Origin of the sequence: Rhizobium sp. CC1099 (genome assembly GCF_029714385.1) — a bacterium.
GTDB lineage: Bacteria > Pseudomonadota > Alphaproteobacteria > Rhizobiales > Rhizobiaceae > Rhizobium.
In genome coordinates this window covers 3,838,183-3,858,123 of the sequence record NZ_CP121641.1, presented here as the reverse complement: position 1 = coordinate 3,858,123, position 19,941 = coordinate 3,838,183, and the positions used below count along the sequence as shown (strand labels likewise).

Here is a 19,941-nt window from a genome sequence, read left to right as displayed (position 1 = left end):
TCTGGAAGCGTGCGAGAAAGCGAAATGAGTGTCTATCAATACGACGTCGTTGTGATCGGAGGTGGTCACGCAGGTTGCGAAGCGGCCAGCGCAGCAGCCCGCGTCGGCGCGCGCACTGCCCTGGTGACGCATCGACGCGACACGATCGGGGTCATGTCCTGCAACCCTGCGATTGGCGGTCTTGGTAAAGGCCACCTGGTCCGGGAGGTGGATGCGCTGGACGGTCTCATGGGTCGTATGGCCGATGCCGCCGGTATCCAGTTCCGGATGCTGAATCGCAAAAAAGGCCCGGCAGTCCGCGGCCCGCGCACGCAAGCCGATCGGAAGCTCTATCGGGCCGCAATGCAAGCAGCAATCGAAGCTATTGATAATATTGAGGTTATCGAAGGTGATGCCTTTGATCTTGATATATCAGACGGCCGCATCACGGGCGTCGTCATGAAAGATAGCCGGATTCTAAGCTGCGGCGCCGTCGTTCTTACGACAGGCACCTTCTTGCGCGGGCTTATTCATATCGGGGATAAAAAGATCCCGGCGGGCCGTGTCGGCGAAGATCCGTCTCTCGGTTTGTCTGGAACATTGTCGCGCCTGGGGCTTCGGCTCGGCCGCCTCAAGACAGGCACGCCAGCCCGTCTTGACGCAAAAACGATTGATTGGGCATCTGTCGGCCGACAGGGCGCAGATGAAGAGGTAACGCCGTTCTCATTCATGACCGGTGAAATTACCAATCCCCAGATTGAATGTGGGGTAACGCGCACCACGGCTGCCACACATAAACTCATTCAGGACAACCTGCATCGTTCGGCAATGTATTCCGGGCAGATCGAGGGCGTTGGACCGCGTTATTGTCCGTCAATCGAAGACAAAATCGTGAAGTTCGGCGAGCGGGACGGGCATCAAATTTTCCTCGAGCCAGAAGGCTTGGACGACGATACCGTCTATCCCAATGGCATTTCGACGTCGCTGCCGGCAGAGGTGCAGGATGCCTTCATCCGTACGATACCGGGCCTTGAAAAGGTTTCTATCATCCAACCTGGCTATGCGATCGAATATGATCACGTCGATCCGCGTGAGCTGACGCCTGCTCTCGAAGCGAAGCGATTGCCGGGGCTTTACCTCGCAGGGCAGATCAACGGAACGACTGGTTACGAGGAGGCAGCGGCCCAAGGGCTCGTGGCGGGTCTTAATGCCGCGCGCCGGGCAGGCAACCAAACGCCGGTCTATCTGAGCCGCACGAACTCCTACATCGGCGTCATGATTGACGATCTGACGTCTAGGGGCGTTGCCGAGCCCTATCGCATGTTCACCTCACGCGCGGAATACCGCCTTTCTCTGCGTGCGGACAACGCAGATATGCGGCTCACTCCGATTGCGGACGAGATCGGATGCCTGGGAGAGGCTCGTCGCACCAAATTCCACGAATACAAAGGAGCCCTTGATGGTGCGCGAGAACAGCTGAGGGCATTGCATATTACGCCGAATGATGCCCGGCAGTATGGCTTGAAGATCAATTTGGATGGGCAGAGGCGTTCGGCCTACGAGCTACTCGCCTACCCCGATTTCGACATGGGGCTGCTGTCAAATGTATGGCCCGAACTTCAAGCGTTGAGCAAGCCGATCGCGCAGGCCGTGGAGATCGAAGCTTCATATGCCGTCTATATGCGCCGGCAGTCTTCGGATATTGTTGATATCCAGCGCGACGAGAATCGCCTCATCCCAGACGATTTCGACTATTCCACGCTTGCTGGCCTTTCGAATGAGCTCAAGCAGAAGCTTGGCAGGCAGCGACCGTTCAATGTCGCTCAAGCTGCAAAGATAGATGGTATGACGCCCGCGGCTATCTCTCTTCTGCTCGTTCATTTGCGCAAGATAGAGGCTGCACAGCGGTCGGTCGCCTAACACACGTTTTGAGAGTCTTCCATGGAGTTGAACGGTCAAAGTGTTTCACGTGAAACACAAGACAGACTGGAGCATTTTGTTGCTCTCTTTAGCAAGTGGTCCAAATCCATCAATCTCGCCGCTCCCTCGACGTTGAATGATGCATGGAAAAGACACGTCGCCGACAGCGCTCAAATCTTTCAATTGAGTCCCGGCCCAAAACGATGGGTGGATATGGGTAGCGGCGGCGGATTTCCCGGCATGATCACCGCTATCTTTCTGGCCGAGCTTGGTGATGGATGGGCTCATCTTATTGAAAGCAACAACAAGAAAGCGTCTTTCCTCAGGTTGGCCCTTCGCGAGACGGGCGCACGCGGTTCTGTGCATTCGATCCGCATTGAGGATGGACCGGATATTGTCCCGTCCTGCGAGGCTATCTCCGCACGGGCCCTCGCCGATCTCGATAAACTATGCGACTTTGCGGAGCCCTGGATGCTTCGCAATAGAAATACCCGTGCATTTTTTCATAAAGGCCGGGATTACGCTGCTGAAATTGCCAAGGCACGTGGTCGATGGCGTTTTGATCTGCTAGAACACCGAAGCGTTGTCGAGCGAGATTCGGTCATTCTCGAGATCTTCAATCTCCAACGCTTGGTTTAACAGTTCGGATGATGCGGCCATGGCCTTTGAACGAAACCGGATTATTACAATAGCAAATCAAAAAGGTGGTGTTGGAAAGACGACCACTGCCATTAATCTGGCGACCGCGTTGGCTGCCATCGGCGAACGAGTCCTGATCGTCGACCTGGACCCGCAAGGTAACGCAAGCACTGGTCTCGGGATCGATCGGAAAGATCGCAAACTCTCTTCTTATGATTTGCTGATTGGCGAGGCCGGGGTGACGGAGGCCTCTTTGCCCACAGCTGTCCCAAATCTTTCGATCGTGCCATCGACAATGGATTTGCTCGGTATCGAAATGGAAATCGCTCAGCAGAGCGATCGGGTATTCAAGCTCCGCAAGGCACTCACAACTCCTCAAGCCTTTGAATTTACTTATATATTGCTGGACTGCCCGCCTTCTTTCAACCTGTTGACGATGAACGCAATGGCTGCGGCACATTCCGTTTTGGTTCCGTTACAATGCGAATTCTTCGCATTGGAGGGGTTAAGTCAGCTCTTGGAGACGGTTGATCAGGTGCGGCGAACGGTAAACCCGCGTTTGGATATCCAGGGTATCGTGCTGACGATGTTCGATGCGCGAAACAATCTTGCCCAGCAGGTGGTGAGCGACGTTCGGACGCATCTCGGCGAGAAAGTTTATCACACGCTTATCCCGCGCAATGTCCGGGTTTCCGAAGCGCCCTCATATGGTAAGCCTGCGATCCTTTATGATTTGAAATGCGCCGGTAGCCAGGCATATCTTCAGCTGGCCTCCGAGGTCATCCAGCGTGAACGCCAGCGTCTCGCCGCTTAAGCTTCAAGTGAGTATTGCAATGAATGACGATATATCGAAGAGACGTTTAGGTCGCGGACTTGCTGCGCTGATCGGCGAAATGGATCAGCCGGTGCCTGTCGATGGTGAAAAGAGCGGTGTAAGTGCAGACCGTCTCATCCCGATCGAATTTGTCAGCCGGAACCCGCGCAATCCGCGGCGCTTTTTTGATGATAGCGAGTTGCACGATCTTGCCAGCTCTATTCGCCAGCATGGCATCGTCCAGCCAATCGTTGTTCGTACGCTTGCAACAAACCAATATGAAATAATAGCCGGCGAAAGAAGATGGCGCGCCGCCCAGCTCGCAGGCCTTGTCGAAATTCCGGTGATCATCCGCGATGTCGACGACAAGACGGCGCTAGAGATTGCGATCGTCGAGAATGTTCAGCGATCGGATCTCAACCCCCTCGAAGAGGCGTTGGGTTACGAGCAGCTTATCGCCGAATACGGCTATACTCAGAACGACCTGGGCGAGATCATCGGCAAAAGCCGAAGCCATGTCGCAAATTCTCTGCGCCTGCTCAAGCTTCCAGAGCCTGTCCGTGACTTTCTTGCCGCCGGCAGTCTGTCGGCGGGGCATGCACGTGCACTGGTTCCAACATCGGATCCGACGGCCCTTGCCCGCACGATCGTCTCGAAGGGAATGTCCGTCCGCGATGCCGAAAAGCTCGCGCAGAACGATATCAAGGCGCAATCCGAGCCGCAGCGTGCGGCTGCTCCACGTGATCAGAAGGATTCTGATACACTGGCGCTCGAGCGCACGCTTTCCGATACACTTGGCCTTGATGTTACCATCAATCACAAGTCCAGCGGCGGCCAGATCCGCATTGCCTATAAATCGCTGGAGCAGCTTGAAGAAATCTGCCGGCTCCTTGAGCGGCGGTAAACCTTAGCCTTTTCGCCCGCTTTGAAGCGTTGTGGACAGCAATGTTTGCAGCGCGATGCTGTCCTCCAGGCTCTGACGCCTTCTTGTCTGCAGGATCGCCGACTGCAGCCTGCTTGTTTCACGGCTGATGGCGTCGGCATTCCAGGTGCGTAGCGCCTGTTCGATAATCGGTTTGCGCCGGAAATGTAGATGGCGACCATGGGTCTGCATAACCTGAGCTGTCTGAAGCCGCTTTTCGTCCATTTCTGCGCGCATCGCGTCCAGAAGCTGAAACTGTTTCAGGCAAGCTTGGATGACGAGGAAGACAGCCGTCTTGGATGTCGTGATCTTCTGCATGGCATGCAGGAAATTGCCGGTGTTTCCGCTTAAAATGGCGTCCACGGCGTCGTCGACCGAAATGGCGCTGGCGTCGCCGATAATCTCGGTCACATGATGTTCCTCGATCGTCTCCATGCCGCGGCAGTAGAGGGCGAGTTTTCTGACCTCATTGCGTGAAGCGATGCGATCACCGCCGATTAGTCCGATCAAAGCCTGCCGTGCGGCAGGCGTGATGCGCAGGCCTTCCGATGCCAACTCATTGTCGATCAAACCATTCAAGGCGCGTGCATCATCCGAATAACAGGGGATCGCAACGATGCTGCGCGTGCCTTCGGCAAGCTTGCGAAGAAGAGAGCCCTTCTTCAAATCTCCGGCTTCGACGATGATGGACGTTGCGTCGAGCGGCTTTTGGGAAAGGTGGTCGAGGGCGTCGACCAGATATTTTTCATTCGCCGCGCCCCGTACCCAAAGGAGTTTTTCTCCTCCGAAAAGCCCGATAGTACCCGCCTCATCCAGCAGGCGCCCGGGATCCTTCTGTAGGTCGCCGATGTCGAGTTTGACAAGCGAAAAAGGATCATCCAGAGCAACGCTGCTTTTACCGGCTATTTGCCCCGCCCGTTCGGAAACCAGGCCACGATCCGGCCCGTAGATGACGAAGATGCGGTAGGCGGAAACCGAACGTTGAAGAAAGCCTTCAAATTCGTGAGATTTAATTTCCGCCACACCCTTTTCCTCAGCGACCGAGCGCGCCGGCAATATCCAAGCCGACAAGCTCGGCAGCCTCGCGTGCCGCGCGGTTCTCGGCATCGCGGATTGCGCGCTGCTTGGCAAACTGTTGGATCGGGAAATCGACAAGCGCCGTGGCGTAGCGGTTACCCGACTTGATGACCTGGCCGTCCGCCGTCGCCTGCAGCGTGTAATCCACGCTGACGGTCACGCGACCGGCGCGCGACTCGTCGGAAGATTCGACAAGAAGTGCGTCAACGACATCAGACCGCACATGAAGCTCTACCTCGTAGGCCGGCTTGACGGGCTCGCCGGCGCCGCGCGTAGCAAGGAAGATCAGTCGGTTGCGAACTTCCTGTTCGACACGAGTCGTTGCGTCCGAAAAACCGACGGAAGCGAGCTTCCCGGCAACTCCTGACGTTTCCGAGTAAAGGGGACGAACCTGGCAGGCGGAGAGCAAGGCCGCAAACGCAAGGACGGCGGTGATTGCGGCGCCGCGTGCGAGCCTGGGAGCGATATCAAACGACAATGTTCACAATCCTTTGCGGAACCACAATAATTTTCTTCGGCGCCTGACCGTTCATCGCATTGATGACGGCGTCGAGTTTCAAGACCGCCTGTGTCACGGCATTCTGATCTGCGTCTTTAGAAATTGTCAATTCAGCGCGTTTCTTGCCATTGATCTGGACCGGCAACACGACGTCATTTTCCACGACCAGAGCTTCGTCATAGACGGGCCAAGGGGTGCGGGCGAGCATCTCGCTGTTGCCAAGCGCCGCCCAGCATTCTTCGGCCAGGTGCGGCGCCATGGGTGCAACGAGCTGAACCAGAATTTCCGCCGCGTTACGAACAGCGGCGCAATAGGCGACGTCGCCCTCGCCTGCGGCTACTTTCGCCAGCGGGCCTGACAAAGTATTCACGAGTTCATAGACGCGCGCGACGGCCTTGTTGAACCAAAGCTTGTCGTAGTCGTTCTGGACAGCCTTCAAGGTTTTATGGGCTGCCTGGGAGATCGAAAGCGCATCTCCATCCTTAGCCGGATTCGGCGATATGGAAGCCAGGGCTTCGGATGCTTCGGAAATCAAGCGCCAGAGGCGCTGCGTGAAGCGATGTGCCCCTTCGACACCTGCTTCCGACCAGATCACATCACGCTCGGGCGGCGAATCCGAGAGAACGAAGAACCGCGCCGTGTCAGCGCCGTAGGAAGCTATGATGTCATCCGGATCGACGACGTTCTTCTTGGACTTCGACATTTTCTCGATCGATCCAATTGAGACCTCCTCGCCCCCTTCCAGCAGGAAGGCGCGACGTTTGCCCTCGATCTCTTCGATACGGATATCTGCAGGCGCCACCCAGTCGCGGATCATGCCCGAACCGCGGCTGTAAGTCTCATGGACGACCATGCCCTGGGTAAAGAGGCCCTTGAATGGCTCCTTGACGTCAACATGGCCGGTCTCGCGCATCGCACGCGTGAAGAAACGCGAATAGAGCAGATGCAGAATGGCATGTTCGATGCCGCCGATATACTGATCGACGGGAAGCCAACGGTTTGCGACGGCCGGATCGGTGGGGACACCTTCCCAAGGTGCCGTAAAGCGCGTGAAGTACCAACTCGAATCGACGAAGGTGTCCATCGTGTCCGTTTCGCGCCGGGCGTCCTTGCCGCAGGTTGGGCAGGCGACATGCCGCCAGGTCGGGTGGCGGTCGAGCGGATTGCCCGGCTGATCGAAGGTTACGTCTGCCGGCAGCTTCACGGGCAGGTCCGTCTTCGGCACCGGCACGACACCGCAGGCATCGCAATGGATGACCGGGATCGGGCAGCCCCAATAGCGCTGGCGCGAAATGCCCCAGTCGCGCAGGCGGAAATTCACCTTGCGTTCGCCCTGTGGCACATTGCCGAGCATCGTGCCCGACAGGCGGTCGGCAACGATCCTGAAGGCTTCGTCCGTCGGTTTGCCGTCAAGGAAGCGGGAGTTGATCATCACGCCGTCGCCGTCGTAGGCGGTGTCACCGATCGTGAAGGTTGCGGCATCGCCGTCCTTCGGCATGACCACCGGAACAATGGGCAAACCATACTTGCGCGCGAAATCGAGGTCTCGCTGGTCGCCGGACGGGCAGCCGAAAATAGCGCCCGTACCATAGTCCATCAGCACGAAATTCGCGATATAGACCGGAAGTTCCCACGATGACTCAAGCGGATGCTTGACCCGGATACCGGTATCCATGCCCTTCTTCTCGGCCGTCTCAAGGGCTGCCAGCGAGGTGCCAGCCCGGCGGCATTCTTCGCAGAAGGCTTCGAGAGCTGGATTTGCCGCGGCAGCATCCTTTGCCAGGGGGTGGTCAGCTGCGATCGCAAGGAAGGAGGCGCCAAACAGCGTGTCGGGACGTGTGGTATAAACCGTCACCTCGGTTTCGCCGGCAGGCGCCGTCTGCGGCACGATTTCCCAGCGGATCATCAGACCCTCGGAGCGGCCGATCCAGTTCTTCTGCATCAGACGAACTTTCTCCGGCCACTGGTCGAGTGTATCCAGAGCGTCAAGCAGATCCTGGCTGAAATCGGTTATCTTGAAGAACCACTGCGTGAGTTCCCGCTGCTCGACCAGAGCACCCGAACGCCAGCCGCGGCCGTCGATAACCTGTTCATTGGCAAGCACGGTATTGTCGACCGGGTCCCAATTGACTTTCGACTGCTTCCGGTAGACAAGGCCTTTCTCCAGGAAATCCAGGAAAAGATGCTGCTGATGCTGGTAGTATTCCACGTCGCAGGTGGCAAATTCCCGGCTCCAATCGAGCGAAAGCCCCATGGCCTTCAACTGCGATTTCATCGAGTCGATATTCCGGTAGGTCCACGACGCCGGATGGACGCCGCGCTCCATGGCAGCGTTTTCCGCCGGCATCCCGAAGGCATCCCAGCCCATCGGGTGCAGGACATTGAAACCCCGGGCCCGCTTGTAACGGGCCACGACGTCACCCATCGCGTAGTTGCGCACATGGCCCATGTGAATTCGGCCCGACGGATAGGGAAACATTTCAAGTACATAGTATTTTTCGCGCGGATCGGCGTTGTCGGTCTCAAAGACCTTCGCCTCGTTCCATTTTTGCTGCCAGCGGGGCTCGGCATCGCGCGGATTATAACGTTCGGTAGCCATGGTATTCGAATTTCCGGAAAATCAGGGGAGGTTGGTGGTGACCTTCACCATGAAACCGCTGTAGCGTCAAGTTTTGCGGGTACTGCAAGCGTCCCTCCCTCGCAGCAAACTGCTTTTTGGCAGACAGGGCCTTGGCAAGAATGTCAGGCGCGGTTAGTGCATGCCCATCCTCCTTATGCGGACATGTCGGGATAAGATAATGGAACTTCAAGAGCGGTTGAACGATGTTCGCGCGCGCATTTCGGCAGCAGAGCGTCAGTCTCAGCGTCCTGCCGGATCGGTTCAACTCGTTGCCGTGTCGAAGACCTTCGATGCGGAGGCCATCCGCCCCGCGATTGCGGCTGGTCAGCGCATTTTCGGCGAGAACCGCGTTCAGGAAAGCCAAGGCAAATGGCCGGAACTCAAGACCGAGACGCCCGGCATCGAGCTGCACCTTATCGGGCCGCTGCAATCGAATAAGGCAACCGATGCCGTTGCGCTCTTTGATGTCATAGAAACCGTCGATCGTGAAAAGATCGCCCGCGCAATCGCCGGGGAAATGAAACGGCAAGGCAAGACCGTTCGGCTCTATGTCCAGGTTAATAGCGGTTTAGAACCGCAAAAGGCCGGTATTGCGCCCGCCGATACACCCGCATTCGTCGATTTCTGCCGGAATGAGCTCGGCCTTTCGATCGAAGGCCTGATGTGCATTCCCCCAGCCGAGGAAAATCCCGGTCCGCATTTTGCTCTGCTGGCTAAGATCGCAGGAAAATGCGGTGTAGAAAAACTCTCCATGGGCATGTCCGGGGACTACGAAACGGCCGTCGCCTTCGGTGCGACGAGCGTGCGCGTCGGATCCGCTATTTTCGGCGCGCGTTAGTCCTTCTGCTTTCGTCGGGCTTCCGGTCCAGCCTCCCCTCGCCTAAACTCGCCACACGGCGTGCATGTCCTGGGGAGGAGCAAATGCAGAGCAGCTATCATCAGGTCTATGCGAGCTGGAAGAGCGATCCGGAAGCATTCTGGCGCGATGCTTCAAGAGCGATCACCTGGTTCAAGGAGCCGCAGCAGGTCTTCTCGCCATCACAGGGCGTTTACGGCCGCTGGTTCGCAGACGGTGAGACCAACACCTGTTACAATTGCCTGGACCGCCATGTGTTGGCAGGCCGCGGCACGGAAACAGCCATCATCTTCGACAGTGCCATGAGTGGCGCCAAGGCACGTTTTAGTTACGAGGAAGCGCTTGGCGAAGTGCAGGCAATCGCGGCGACCTTTCAAGCGTTCGGCATCGGCAAAGGCGATCGTGTCATCATCTACATGCCGATGGTGCCCGAAGCCATTTTCTCCATGCTTGCCTGCGCTCGCATCGGCGCCATCCACTCCGTGGTTTTTGGAGGGTTTGCTGCCAACGAACTTGCGGCTCGCATCGATGATTCAGGCGCAAAGCTCGTGGTCACTGCCAGCTGCGGATTGGAGCCCGGCCGTGTCGTGGCTTACAAGCCGCTTGTCGATCAGGCCATCGCTGCGGCGAAATCAAAGCCCGCACATTGCCTCGTTCTGCAAAGGCCGCAACTGACGGCCGAACTTGTGCCTGGGCGCGATCATGCTTTCCAAGAGGCCGTAGCGCTTCACCATGGCAGGAGCATTCCTTGCGTAGCCGTCAAAGCGATCGATCCGCTCTATATCCTTTACACATCCGGCACCACCGGTCAGCCGAAAGGCGTCGTCCGTGACAATGGCGGGCATATGGTCGCGCTGCACTGGTCGATGGCGAACATCTACGCAATGAAACCCGGCGAAGTTTTCTGGGCAGCCTCCGATATCGGCTGGGTGGTTGGTCATTCCTATATCGTCTATGCGCCGTTGCTTGCGGGTGTGGCGACTGTAATCTTTGAGGGCAAACCCGTCGGCACACCCGACGCCGGCGCGTTCTGGCGCGTGATTTGCGAATACGATGTGCGTGTTCTCTTTACCGCTCCGACAGCCTTCCGCGCAATTCGCCGGGAAGATGCCGATGGCGAGTTCGTGCGCCACTATTCGAACCCGCATTTCCGGGCGCTTTTTCTTGCGGGTGAGCGAGCCGATCCCGAAACTCTCAAATGGGCGGAAAAGATGCTTAAGGTTCCCGTCGTCGATCATTGGTGGCAGACGGAAACCGGCTGGCCGGTCGCTGCAAATCCACTCGGTCTCGGTGGGCTTCCAGTAAAGCACGGATCAGCGTCCGTGCCGGTGCCTGGTTACGAGATCCAGGTTCTCGACGACGCAGGACATCAGGTGCCACCCGGCACGCTCGGCAACATCGTCGCCAAGCTGCCCTTGCCGCCGGGCTGTCTGCCGACACTCTGGAAGGCAGACGAGCGTTTTCGCACGGCATATCTCGAGGAATTTCCGGGATACTACAAGACAGCGGACGCCGGTTATGTGGATGACGACGGCTATCTGTTCATCATGTCGCGCACGGACGACATCATCAATTGTGCGGGCCACAGGCTTTCGACAGGAGCAATGGAAGAGGTCTGCGCAAAGCATCCGGATGTTGCAGAGTGCGCCGTCGTCGGTATTGCCGATCCGCTCAAGGGGCAGGTGCCTTGCGGCTTCCTTGTGCTCAAGAAGAACGTCACGAAGGCGAAGGCAACGATTGAAGCAGAGGTCGTCAAACTGATTCGCGACCAGATCGGTCCGGTGGCCGCATTCAAGACGGCGATTGTCGTCGAACGTCTGCCGAAGACCCGTTCGGGCAAGATCCTGCGTGGCACAATGCAGAAGATCGCGGACGGCGAACCATGGAAAATGCCGGCGACCATCGACGATCCGGCCATTCTGCATGAAATCGCGGAGGCCTTGCGCAGCAAGGGTTTTGGCTCGCTTCCAATGTAGGAAATTACCTATTCGGTAAGATTCGTTGACGAGATGTAACCAGCGTTGACGAGTTGTTAACCATGTTTTCGCTAGGTTCGGCGCACGGACACCTGTTGCAGGTGAGCATGAAGCACCGCCGCTCTCGGCCTCGGCCGGAATGCCCTTTCACCCAAGCGAATTGGACAAAAAGCGATGTCAAGCATTCTAACGAACACTGCCGCAATGGCGGCACTGCAGACCCTTCGCGGTGTAAACCAGAGCCTCAAGGAAACCCAGGACCACGTTTCGTCCGGCCTGCGCGTCGGCAAGGCCGCTGACAATGCCGCTTACTGGTCGATTGCAACGACCATGCGTTCGGACAACAAGGCGCTTTCGGCTGTTTCCGACGCTCTCGGCCTCGGTGCCGCCAAGGTCGACACGGCCTATGCCGCGATGGACAGCGCCATCGATATTGTTTCCGAAATCAAGGCCAAGCTGGTTGCCGCTACCGAAAAGGGCGTCGACAAGGCCAAGGTTCAGGAAGAGATTTCCCAGCTTCAGGCTCAGCTGCTGAGCATTGCTCAGTCTGCTTCCTTCTCCGGAGAGAACTGGGTCGCCGGCGAGGGTACGAAGAGCGTCGTTTCGACCTTCGTTCGCGATGGCTCGAACGCTGTATCCGTCAAACAGACCGAATATATCCTCGACGATACCTCGGTCGGCAACGTCCTGTTCGGCATGAGCGGAGGCCTGATCGAAACGTCCACGGGTATTATCGGCACCTCGAACGGTACGATCGGCTCCGTCTATAAGATGGACATCACCAATTTCACCACAGATGACGTCGGTCTTGCGCTGACGGCTGTCGAATCCGCTCTGAAGGCGATGACCAGCGCCGGTGCACAGCTCGGCTCGATCTCCACTCGCATCCAACTGCAGGAAGATTTCGTCTCGACTTTGAGCGACTCGATCGACTCCGGCATCGGCCGCCTTGTCGACGCCGACATGGAAGAAGAATCTTCCAAGCTGACCGCTCTTCAGACGCAGCAGCAGCTTGCAATCCAATCTCTGTCGATTGCGAACTCGGCATCTCAGAACATCCTGTCGCTCTTCCGCAGCTAACGCGGCAACAGCAGAAAACAAAAGACCCGCCGGATCGCTCCGGCGGGTCTTTTCGCTTTATGCAAACAGGTCAGAAGCGATCGTCTTCGTCTTCATCCTTATCCTTGGAGGAAGACTTCAGAGACTTGAGCTTGGCAAAGACGGCATCGGCGTCGATTTCGCGCTCTTCTTCGCGTTCGAAATTCGGGCTCATGCGCTCAGTTTCCTGGGCGGACTGCAGCGTGGCGCCGAGTTCGGCGGCGGTCGGCAGTGGCCGGCCCCTGGATGCCTTTTCCACTTCCATATCGAGGTCGATCTGGCTGCAGAGGCCGAGCGTGACCGGATCCATCGGCGTCAGGTTGGCCGAGTTCCAATGCGTGCGTTCACGAATCTGCTCGATCGTCGATTTCGTCGTGCCGACGAGGCGTGAAATCTGAGCATCCTTCAGCTCCGGGTGATTGCGAACGAGCCAGAGAATGGCATTCGGACGGTCCTGGCGCTTGGAAACAGGCGTGTAACGCGGACCACGGCGCTTGGATTCGGGAACGCGAACCTTCGGCTCCGAGAGTTTCAGCTTGTGGTTCGGGTTTGCTTCGGCGCGGGCGATTTCATCGCGTGAAAGCTGGCCGGTCGAGATCGGGTCCAGGCCCTTGATGCCCTGCGCTGCCTCGCCGTCGGCAATTGCTTTCACCTCGAGCGGATGCAGCTTGCAGAACTGGGCGATCTGATCGAAAGACAGCGCCGTATTGTCGACGAGCCAGATGGCGGTCGCCTTCGGCATGAGCAATTGTTGAGCCATGGATATAGTCCTTCTGTCGTCCGCGCCGGTGTCGCGGTCCGTGGATATCACCATAATATCCGGAAATATGGCGCTATATAACTGGAGTGACGCAGAATTGCAATTGATCAGGAATGAAATGACCTTTGTCTAATTGCCGGGTGCTTTTGACCTGCTATGAATGCCTAAATCGAGTTCCGGGGATCGCCTTGCGCAGTTAGCCGGTGCCTGTGTTGAGGAGGAGTCACATGTTGGAAAAGATCCATCCGGTTACGAAACTGGTGAAGAGCCATGCCCTGATCGATAAGGCCAAGTATGAGAAATGGTACGAGGAGAGCATCGAGAACCCGGACAAATTCTGGGGCAAGCACGGCAAGCGGATTGACTGGTTCAAGCCCTATACGAAGGTCAAGAACACGTCCTTTACCGGGAAGGTCTCGATCAAGTGGTTCGAAGACGGTCAGACGAACGTTTCCTACAACTGCATCGACCGCCACCTGAAAACGCACGGCAACCAGGTCGCCATCATCTTCGAAGGCGACAATCCCTATATCGACAAGAAGATCACCTACAACGAGCTCTACGAGCATGTCTGCCGCATGGCGAACGTGTTGAAGAAGCATGGCGTCAAGAAGGGTGACCGCGTCACCATCTATATGCCGATGATACCCGAAGCGGCCTATGCCATGCTCGCCTGTGCCCGCATCGGCGCCGTGCACTCTGTCGTCTTCGGCGGGTTCTCGCCGGAAGCGCTTGCCGGACGTCTCGTCGACTGTGGTTCGACGTTCATCATCACCTGCGACGAGGGCGTTCGCGGCGGCAAGCCCGTGCCGCTGAAGGACAATGCCGATACCGCGATCCACATCGCGGCCCGCCAGCATGTGACGGTCGGCAAGGTCCTCGTCGTGCGCCGGACCGGCGGCAAGACGGGCTGGGCTCCCGGCCGCGACCTTTGGTACCACCAGGAAGCGGCGACGGTGAAAGCCGAGTGCCCGCCTGTGAAGATGAAAGCGGAGGATCCCCTGTTCATCCTCTATACCTCTGGCTCCACCGGCAAGCCGAAGGGCGTCTTGCACACGACGGGCGGATATCTTGTCTATGCGTCGATGACGCATGAATACGTCTTCGACTATCACCATGGCGATATCTACTGGTGCACGGCCGATGTCGGCTGGGTGACCGGCCATTCCTACATCGTCTACGGTCCGCTTGCGAATTGCGCGACGACGCTGATGTTCGAAGGCGTGCCGAACTTTCCCGACCAGGGCCGCTTCTGGGAGATCATCGACAAGCACAAGGTCAACATCTTCTATACCGCTCCGACAGCGATCCGTTCGTTGATGGGCGCCGGCGACCATTTTGTCACCCGCTCGTCCCGCTCGTCCTTGCGCCTGCTCGGGACGGTCGGCGAGCCGATCAACCCGGAAGCTTGGGAGTGGTACTACAATGTCGTCGGCGATGGCCGTTGCCCGATCGTCGATACCTGGTGGCAAACAGAGACCGGCGGCATCCTGATCACGCCGCTGCCGGGTGCGATCGACCTGAAGCCGGGTTCAGCGACCGTCCCGTTCTTCGGTGTGAAGCCGCAGTTGGTCGACAATGACGGCAAGGTGCTGGAAGGCACTGCCGACGGTAACCTGTGCATTACCGACAGCTGGCCCGGGCAGATGCGCACGGTCTATGGCGACCATGAGCGCTTCATCCAGACCTACTTTTCCACCTACAAGGGCAAGTATTTTACCGGCGACGGCTGCCGCCGCGATGAAGACGGCTACTACTGGATCACCGGTCGTGTCGACGATGTGCTGAACGTCTCCGGCCACCGCCTCGGCACGGCCGAGGTGGAGTCCGCGCTCGTCTCGCATAATCTGGTTTCGGAAGCCGCGGTCGTTGGCTACCCGCATTCGATCAAGGGACAGGGCATCTATTGCTACGTCACGCTGATGGCCGGCAACGAAGGATCCGATGAGTTGCGCCAACAGTTGGTGAAGCATGTTCGCACGGAAATCGGCCCGATCGCCTCGCCGGACAAGATCCAGTTTGCGCCCGGCTTGCCGAAGACCCGTTCCGGCAAGATCATGCGCCGTATCCTGCGCAAGATTGCCGAGGACGATTTCGGCGCGCTCGGAGATACGTCCACGCTTGCCGATCCGGCGGTCGTCGATGACCTCATCGCCAACAGGCAGAACAAGGTAACCGCCTGAAATCAGAGCGGCTCCCGAAAACCAGGGAGCCGCATTTCAGTCGTGCCGGCACGGACGGCGCGCAGCTTGCGTGCGCTTTGCCGTGCGTCGACTCCAGCCCGCGAAGACTTCAGGGGAAAGAAGACTAGGAATATTTACTTAAAAATCGATCGCGCGGCCGTTGATCTCGTAGTCGCCGAAGCGCGCTGGCTCGGCTCCTCCCCGTCCACCGATCTCCGGTGGCAGATCCAGGGGTTTCTGGTTCCTGCGTCGTTCTTCGGCTTCGGCAAGCGCGCGTTTGGCAGCGGGTGACAGAACCTTGCGCGGTAGTACTGCTCCTTCTGCCACAGTGCTATCTACATTGTCGTTGTCCGCTGGCTGCAATTGCGTCTCCCGCCGGAAATATTGAAAATGGCTGGCGAATAACCAAATCATAGTGCGCCGGCGGCTTGATTGAAACCCTTTTGCCGCAGATGGGAGATGGAGACCTCGATGAACCTCGTTCGCACTGCCATGTTGCTTGCCTTCATGACGGCCCTGTTCATGTTCGTCGGATTCCTGATCGGTGGCCGCGGCGGCATGATGATCGCCTTCCTGATCGCTGCGGGCATGAATTTCTTTTCCTACTGGAATTCGGACCGGATGGTGCTTTCTGCCTACCGGGCGCAGGAAGTCGATGAGCGCAACGCGCCGGAATTCTTCCGCATCGTTCGCGATCTTGCGCGAAATGCCGGCCTGCCCATGCCGAAAGTCTATCTCTACGACAATCCGCAGCCGAATGCCTTTGCCACGGGCCGCAATCCGGAGAATGCCGCCGTCGCGGCCTCGACAGGGCTGCTCAGCGCGCTCTCGCCGGAAGAGGTGGCGGCTGTGATGGCGCATGAACTGGCGCATATCCAGAACCGCGACACGCTGACGATGACGATCACGGCGACGCTTGCCGGCGCAATCTCGATGCTCGGTAACTTCGCCTTCTTTTTCGGCGGCAATCGCGAGAACAACAGCAACCCCTTCGGTTTCGTCGGCGTGCTTCTGGCGATGATCGTAGCGCCGCTCGCCGCCATGCTTGTGCAGATGGCGATCAGCCGGACGCGCGAATATTCTGCCGACCGGCGCGGCGCCGAAATCTGCGGCGACCCCCTTTGGCTCGCTTCCGCGCTCGGCAAGATTGCCCGTGGCGCGGCGCATATCCCGAACTATGATGCCGAGCGCAATCCTGCGACGGCGCATATGTTCATCATCAATCCCCTCTCCGGGGAACGGATGGACAATCTGTTTTCGACGCACCCGAATACGGAAAACCGTATTGCAGCACTTCAGGAAATGGCGGGGAACGGTATGAATGGCTCGACGGCGACGGTTCGCGCTGGTAATCCGTCGCGCAGATCGCGCTCGGTTCCGAATACGGGTATTGGCCGCGGTGGTTCCCAACCGCCAAAAGGGCCCTGGTCTTGAATTCAGACGGCAGAAACAAGCCATTCAACAAAAAGAAACCGCCTGCAGAACGCCTCGCGGTCAAGCCGGGCCTAGAGGCGCGTGCGGCCGCAGCGAAGATCCTCGCTGCCGTGATTGACCGCAAACTGCCGCTAGATGGTGCATTGGATCACGAACACGGGAATCCCGCATATAAGGCACTCGGGGAGAGCGATCGCGCATTGGTTCGCGCTATTCTCAACACTGCGCTCCGTCACCTGCCCCGCATCGATGCCGCGATTGCTTCTCTATTAGACTCGCCGTTGCCGGAAGGCGCGCGCGCACTCCATCATGTGCTTGCGGTTGGAGCGGCGCAGATCCTTTATCTCGACGTCCCCGACCATTCGGCGGTCGATCTTGCCGTCGAGCAGGCAAATCAGGATCCTCGCAATCGCCGCTTCGCAAAACTGGTGAATGCGATCCTGCGACGTCTTGGCCGCGAGAAGGAGAAGGTCCTCGAAGACATCGCGAAGATTTCGCCGATGCCGGCTTGGTTTATCAACCGTCTTGAAAAGGCTTACGGGAAAGAGGCCGCCGCGGCGATCGCCGAATCTCAGCTCGAGCCCGCGGCAATCGATCTCACCGTGAAGTCGGATGCGGCAGGCTGGGCAGCAAGGTTGAATGGGGAAGTCCTGCCGACCGGTGGTGTGCGTCTCGCAGCCTTTGATGGCACTATCCCCTCCCTTGAAGGTTTCGATCAAGGCGAATGGTGGGTGCAGGACGCCGCGGCAAGCATTCCGGCCAAGCTCCTTGGCGACCTGTCTGGCAAACGCGTCGTCGATCTTTGCGCCGCACCCGGCGGCAAGACCGCACAACTCATTCTCGCCGGAGGTAGCGTCACTGCGATTGATCAATCCGAAAGCCGATTGAAGCGCCTACGCTCCAATCTCGATCGCCTCGCCCTCAAGGCAGAAACGCTCACGACGGATCTTGTGAAATACCAGCCGGGCGAGCCGTTTGACGCTATCCTGCTCGACGCCCCCTGCTCCTCGACGGGCACGACGCGCCGTCATCCGGATGTTCTCTGGACGAAGGGGCCCGAGGACATCGCAAAGCTTGCTGGCGTGCAAGAACGGTTGCTTCGCCATGCGCTGACGCTCCTGAAGCCTGGCGGTACTCTCGTCTTTTCAAATTGCTCGCTGGATCCCGTCGAAGGCGAGGATGTCGTCAGCCGCATCTTGGCGGACACACCGAATGTCGAGCGCGTCCGGATCGACGCTGCTCGATGGCCCGGTTTGGAAATAGCGATCAGTCCGCTTGGCGAATTCCGGACGACCCCCCCCATGCTGCGCATGCCCGCAACGGTCGCTTCAGGTCTTGACGGTTTTTACGCTGCAGTGCTGCGGCGTGTTGCCTGATTGCATGGACCTTCCCTAGATTTCGTTTCTGTCACAATTAATGCAGTCTTACCGCTGAAACCGGCCCTCATTCACCTATTCTTAATCATGAGGGTCAATAGACAATAGAATATGCAGTCCGGCCGGCGGTTTTCGAGTTTGTATGTTCGGGAGGCTTGGCGCCGCATGTCGCGGCGCATCGCATCGCTGCGCCTTCGCCTTTTCCGCCATACAATCCAAGTGCCCGAGAGGCTTATCGTTGCGCCGACCGATCTTCGCGCCATCGATCCTCATATCGCCGAGGAGATCATGAATGGCCGCTTTGCTCTGGCAGGACGCCTTCTGGAGACGAACGGCAAGTCGCCCTTCGGCTTTACGCTTCCCTCACGCGCTTTTGCCAGCCGTTTGCATGGGTTCGGCTGGCTTCGTCATGTGCGTGCCTACAAAAGCGATCAAGCTTGCGCGGTTGCCCGGGGGATCGTCGATAGCTGGCTCTCGTTGCATGCTGGCCGCATGGAAGGCATTGCCTGGGAACTCGATGTCACTTCACAGCGAGTGATTGCCTGGCTCTCGCATTCGCCGGTCGTGCTGCAGAATGCTGATCGCGGCTTTTACCGCCGTTTTATGAAGTCTCTGGCGTTTCAGGTTCGCTACCTGCGACGTATGGCGGCTTTCGCGCCGGCGGGGGAAGTTCTTTTCCGCCTGCGGATCGCCCTCGCCATGGCTTCGATTGCAATGCCAGCGCGACCAGGTGTGCTGCGCAAGGCTGCCCAGGCGCTGGATAATGAATTCGATAGCCAGATTCTACCCGACGGCGGGCATATCTCCCGCAATCCACGCACAGGCCTAGAATTGCTTCTCGATCTCCTACCGCTGCGGCAGACCTATGTGAATCTCGGTCACGATCTGCCGCAGAAGCTGATTTCAGGCATCGATCGCATGTATCCGGCGCTGCGCTTTTTCCGCCACCACAATGGCGATCTCGCGCTCTTTAACGGCGCGACATCGACGCTTGCCAACGAGTTGATGTCGGTTCTGCGCTATGACGAAACGGCCGGCCCACCGTTCAAGGCAATGCCGCATTCGCGCTATCAACGAATTGCGGCGGGAAATACCATTTTGATCGCCGATACCGGCCCTCCCGCAGCAGGCCCCCTGTCGCGCACGGCGCATGCGGGCTGCCTTTCCTTCGAAATGTCGTCGGGTCGTCATCGCTTTATCGTCAACTCCGGCTCACCGAAATTCGCTGGCCGCCGCTATGTGCAGATGGCGCGCACGACCGCGACGCATTCGACCGTGACACTGAACGACACCTCATCCAGCCGCTTCTCGGCCTCGGAATTTCTCGGTTATGTCATGACGGATTCGGTGAAGACCGTTAGCGTCGAGCGCGCTGAAACCGACGACGGACGCGATGGCATCAAGGTCAGTCACGACGGTTATCTGAAAAATTTCGGCATGCTCCATGAGCGCGAACTGACGCTGAATGCTGCAGGCTCCATCGTCACTGGCCGTGATCGGCTGGTGCCGCAAGGCGAGCGCGTCATTGACGAGCCTCTTCGTGCTGCCGCGCGCTTCCATATCCATCCGGCCATAAATGTGAAGCAGAGTGATCGCGAGTCCGTGTTGCTGACAGCGCCGGATGGCGAAAGTTGGCTCTTTTCGTCGCCGGGGAACGAAGTTCTGATCACTGAAGATATCTTTTTTGCTGACGCCTCCGGCATCTGCGGTTCGGACCAGATCGAGATCGACTTCGTTTTTGCCGAGAAGCCGGAAATTCGCTGGTTTTTGTCCCGCAAGAGCTAGTCG

Annotated in this window: 16 protein-coding genes; 11 read left to right on the top strand and 5 right to left on the bottom strand. The window is 58.1% G+C overall.

The window, feature by feature from the left end:
* The first annotated feature begins 24 nt into the window (after positions 1–24).
* The 4 genes from mnmG to QA644_RS19150 are packed head-to-tail and all read left to right on the top strand — an operon-like array spanning position 25 to position 4,256.
* Complete coding sequence (gene mnmG / locus QA644_RS19165) at positions 25–1,899, top strand: tRNA uridine-5-carboxymethylaminomethyl(34) synthesis enzyme MnmG (RefSeq protein WP_283070064.1); 1,875 nt, start codon at positions 25–27, stop codon at positions 1,897–1,899.
* Between the two features lie 21 nt (positions 1,900–1,920).
* Positions 1,921–2,538: a 16S rRNA (guanine(527)-N(7))-methyltransferase RsmG gene (gene rsmG / locus QA644_RS19160; protein WP_283070062.1), complete on the top strand. Its 618-nt coding sequence runs from the start codon at positions 1,921–1,923 to the stop codon at positions 2,536–2,538.
* Positions 2,539–2,557: 19 nt separating this feature from the next.
* Complete coding sequence (locus QA644_RS19155; RefSeq protein ID WP_022718400.1) at positions 2,558–3,352, top strand: ParA family protein; 795 nt, start codon at positions 2,558–2,560, stop codon at positions 3,350–3,352.
* A 19-nt stretch (positions 3,353–3,371) separates the two neighbouring features.
* Positions 3,372–4,256, top strand: coding sequence for a ParB/RepB/Spo0J family partition protein (locus QA644_RS19150; protein WP_194728506.1), 885 nt, complete (start codon positions 3,372–3,374; stop codon positions 4,254–4,256).
* A gap of 3 nt (positions 4,257–4,259) precedes the next feature.
* On the opposite strand, the gene holA is transcribed toward QA644_RS19150, so the two are convergent.
* Genes holA through leuS form a run of 3 tightly spaced genes read right to left on the bottom strand, consistent with a single transcriptional unit; the run spans position 4,260 to position 8,449 of the window.
* The gene (gene holA, locus QA644_RS19145; RefSeq protein ID WP_074070093.1) at positions 4,260–5,297 is read right to left on the bottom strand and encodes a DNA polymerase III subunit delta; all 1,038 of its coding nucleotides are present in this window, start codon (positions 5,295–5,297) and stop codon (positions 4,260–4,262) included.
* 10 nt (positions 5,298–5,307) lie between these two features.
* Positions 5,308–5,829: an LPS assembly lipoprotein LptE gene (gene lptE, locus QA644_RS19140; RefSeq protein WP_194728505.1), complete on the bottom strand. Its 522-nt coding sequence runs from the start codon at positions 5,827–5,829 to the stop codon at positions 5,308–5,310.
* On the bottom strand, positions 5,819–8,449 hold the full coding sequence (gene leuS, locus QA644_RS19135; RefSeq protein ID WP_283070061.1) for a leucine--tRNA ligase: 2,631 nt from the start codon (positions 8,447–8,449) through the stop codon (positions 5,819–5,821). The genes lptE and leuS overlap by 11 nt, the downstream gene beginning before the upstream one ends.
* Positions 8,450–8,648: 199 nt before the next feature.
* On the opposite strand from leuS, the gene QA644_RS19130 reads away from it, so the two are divergent.
* The 3 genes from QA644_RS19130 to QA644_RS19120 all read left to right on the top strand — a co-directional run bounded on the left by QA644_RS19130 (position 8,649) and on the right by QA644_RS19120 (position 12,382).
* Complete coding sequence (locus tag QA644_RS19130; RefSeq protein WP_194728503.1) at positions 8,649–9,308, top strand: YggS family pyridoxal phosphate-dependent enzyme; 660 nt, start codon at positions 8,649–8,651, stop codon at positions 9,306–9,308.
* Between the two features lie 83 nt (positions 9,309–9,391).
* Entirely contained in the window at positions 9,392–11,302 is a 1,911-nt protein-coding gene (locus tag QA644_RS19125) for a propionyl-CoA synthetase (protein WP_283070059.1), read from the top strand.
* Between the two features lie 174 nt (positions 11,303–11,476).
* On the top strand, positions 11,477–12,382 hold the full coding sequence (locus tag QA644_RS19120; protein WP_092586560.1) for a flagellin: 906 nt from the start codon (positions 11,477–11,479) through the stop codon (positions 12,380–12,382).
* 70 nt (positions 12,383–12,452) lie between these two features.
* Here QA644_RS19120 and QA644_RS19115 read toward each other — a convergent pair whose 3' ends face one another.
* On the bottom strand, positions 12,453–13,160 hold the full coding sequence (locus QA644_RS19115) for a DUF1013 domain-containing protein (RefSeq protein WP_022719513.1): 708 nt from the start codon (positions 13,158–13,160) through the stop codon (positions 12,453–12,455).
* A gap of 227 nt (positions 13,161–13,387) precedes the next feature.
* On the opposite strand from QA644_RS19115, the gene acs reads away from it, so the two are divergent.
* A complete protein-coding gene (gene acs, locus QA644_RS19110) occupies positions 13,388–15,343 on the top strand; it encodes an acetate--CoA ligase (protein WP_283070057.1) in 1,956 nt (651 codons plus the stop codon).
* 138 nt (positions 15,344–15,481) lie between these two features.
* Here the strand turns inward: acs and QA644_RS19105 are convergent, their stop codons facing one another.
* Positions 15,482–15,706, bottom strand: coding sequence for a DUF1674 domain-containing protein (locus tag QA644_RS19105; RefSeq protein ID WP_074070476.1), 225 nt, complete (start codon positions 15,704–15,706; stop codon positions 15,482–15,484).
* Positions 15,707–15,814: 108 nt separating this feature from the next.
* On the opposite strand from QA644_RS19105, the gene htpX reads away from it, so the two are divergent.
* From htpX to QA644_RS19090, 3 genes are all read left to right on the top strand, one after another.
* A complete protein-coding gene (gene htpX, locus QA644_RS19100) occupies positions 15,815–16,777 on the top strand; it encodes a zinc metalloprotease HtpX (protein WP_194728500.1) in 963 nt (320 codons plus the stop codon).
* Positions 16,768–18,153: an RsmB/NOP family class I SAM-dependent RNA methyltransferase gene (locus tag QA644_RS19095; protein WP_074070086.1), complete on the top strand. Its 1,386-nt coding sequence runs from the start codon at positions 16,768–16,770 to the stop codon at positions 18,151–18,153. Before htpX ends, QA644_RS19095 begins: the two co-directional genes overlap by 10 nt.
* Before the next feature lie 111 nt (positions 18,154–18,264).
* Positions 18,265–19,938: a heparinase II/III family protein gene (locus QA644_RS19090; protein WP_283070055.1), complete on the top strand. Its 1,674-nt coding sequence runs from the start codon at positions 18,265–18,267 to the stop codon at positions 19,936–19,938.
* Positions 19,939–19,941: the final 3 nt, after the last annotated feature.

What these genes read in the sequence shown, in the direction of transcription:
- mnmG (WP_283070064.1), top strand. Translation starts at nt 25, where the DNA reads ATGAGTGTCTATCAATACGACGTCGTTGTGATCGGAGGTGGTCACGCA.
- rsmG (WP_283070062.1), top strand. Translation starts at nt 1,921, where the DNA reads ATGGAGTTGAACGGTCAAAGTGTTTCACGTGAAACACAAGACAGACTG.
- QA644_RS19155 (WP_022718400.1), top strand. Translation starts at nt 2,558, where the DNA reads ATGGCCTTTGAACGAAACCGGATTATTACAATAGCAAATCAAAAAGGT.
- QA644_RS19150 (WP_194728506.1), top strand. Translation starts at nt 3,372, where the DNA reads ATGAATGACGATATATCGAAGAGACGTTTAGGTCGCGGACTTGCTGCG.
- leuS (WP_283070061.1), bottom strand. Translation starts at nt 8,449, where the DNA reads ATGGCTACCGAACGTTATAATCCGCGCGATGCCGAGCCCCGCTGGCAG.
- QA644_RS19130 (WP_194728503.1), top strand. Translation starts at nt 8,649, where the DNA reads ATGGAACTTCAAGAGCGGTTGAACGATGTTCGCGCGCGCATTTCGGCA.
- QA644_RS19125 (WP_283070059.1), top strand. Translation starts at nt 9,392, where the DNA reads ATGCAGAGCAGCTATCATCAGGTCTATGCGAGCTGGAAGAGCGATCCG.
- QA644_RS19120 (WP_092586560.1), top strand. Translation starts at nt 11,477, where the DNA reads ATGTCAAGCATTCTAACGAACACTGCCGCAATGGCGGCACTGCAGACC.
- QA644_RS19115 (WP_022719513.1), bottom strand. Translation starts at nt 13,160, where the DNA reads ATGGCTCAACAATTGCTCATGCCGAAGGCGACCGCCATCTGGCTCGTC.
- acs (WP_283070057.1), top strand. Translation starts at nt 13,388, where the DNA reads ATGTTGGAAAAGATCCATCCGGTTACGAAACTGGTGAAGAGCCATGCC.
- htpX (WP_194728500.1), top strand. Translation starts at nt 15,815, where the DNA reads ATGAACCTCGTTCGCACTGCCATGTTGCTTGCCTTCATGACGGCCCTG.
- QA644_RS19090 (WP_283070055.1), top strand. Translation starts at nt 18,265, where the DNA reads ATGCAGTCCGGCCGGCGGTTTTCGAGTTTGTATGTTCGGGAGGCTTGG.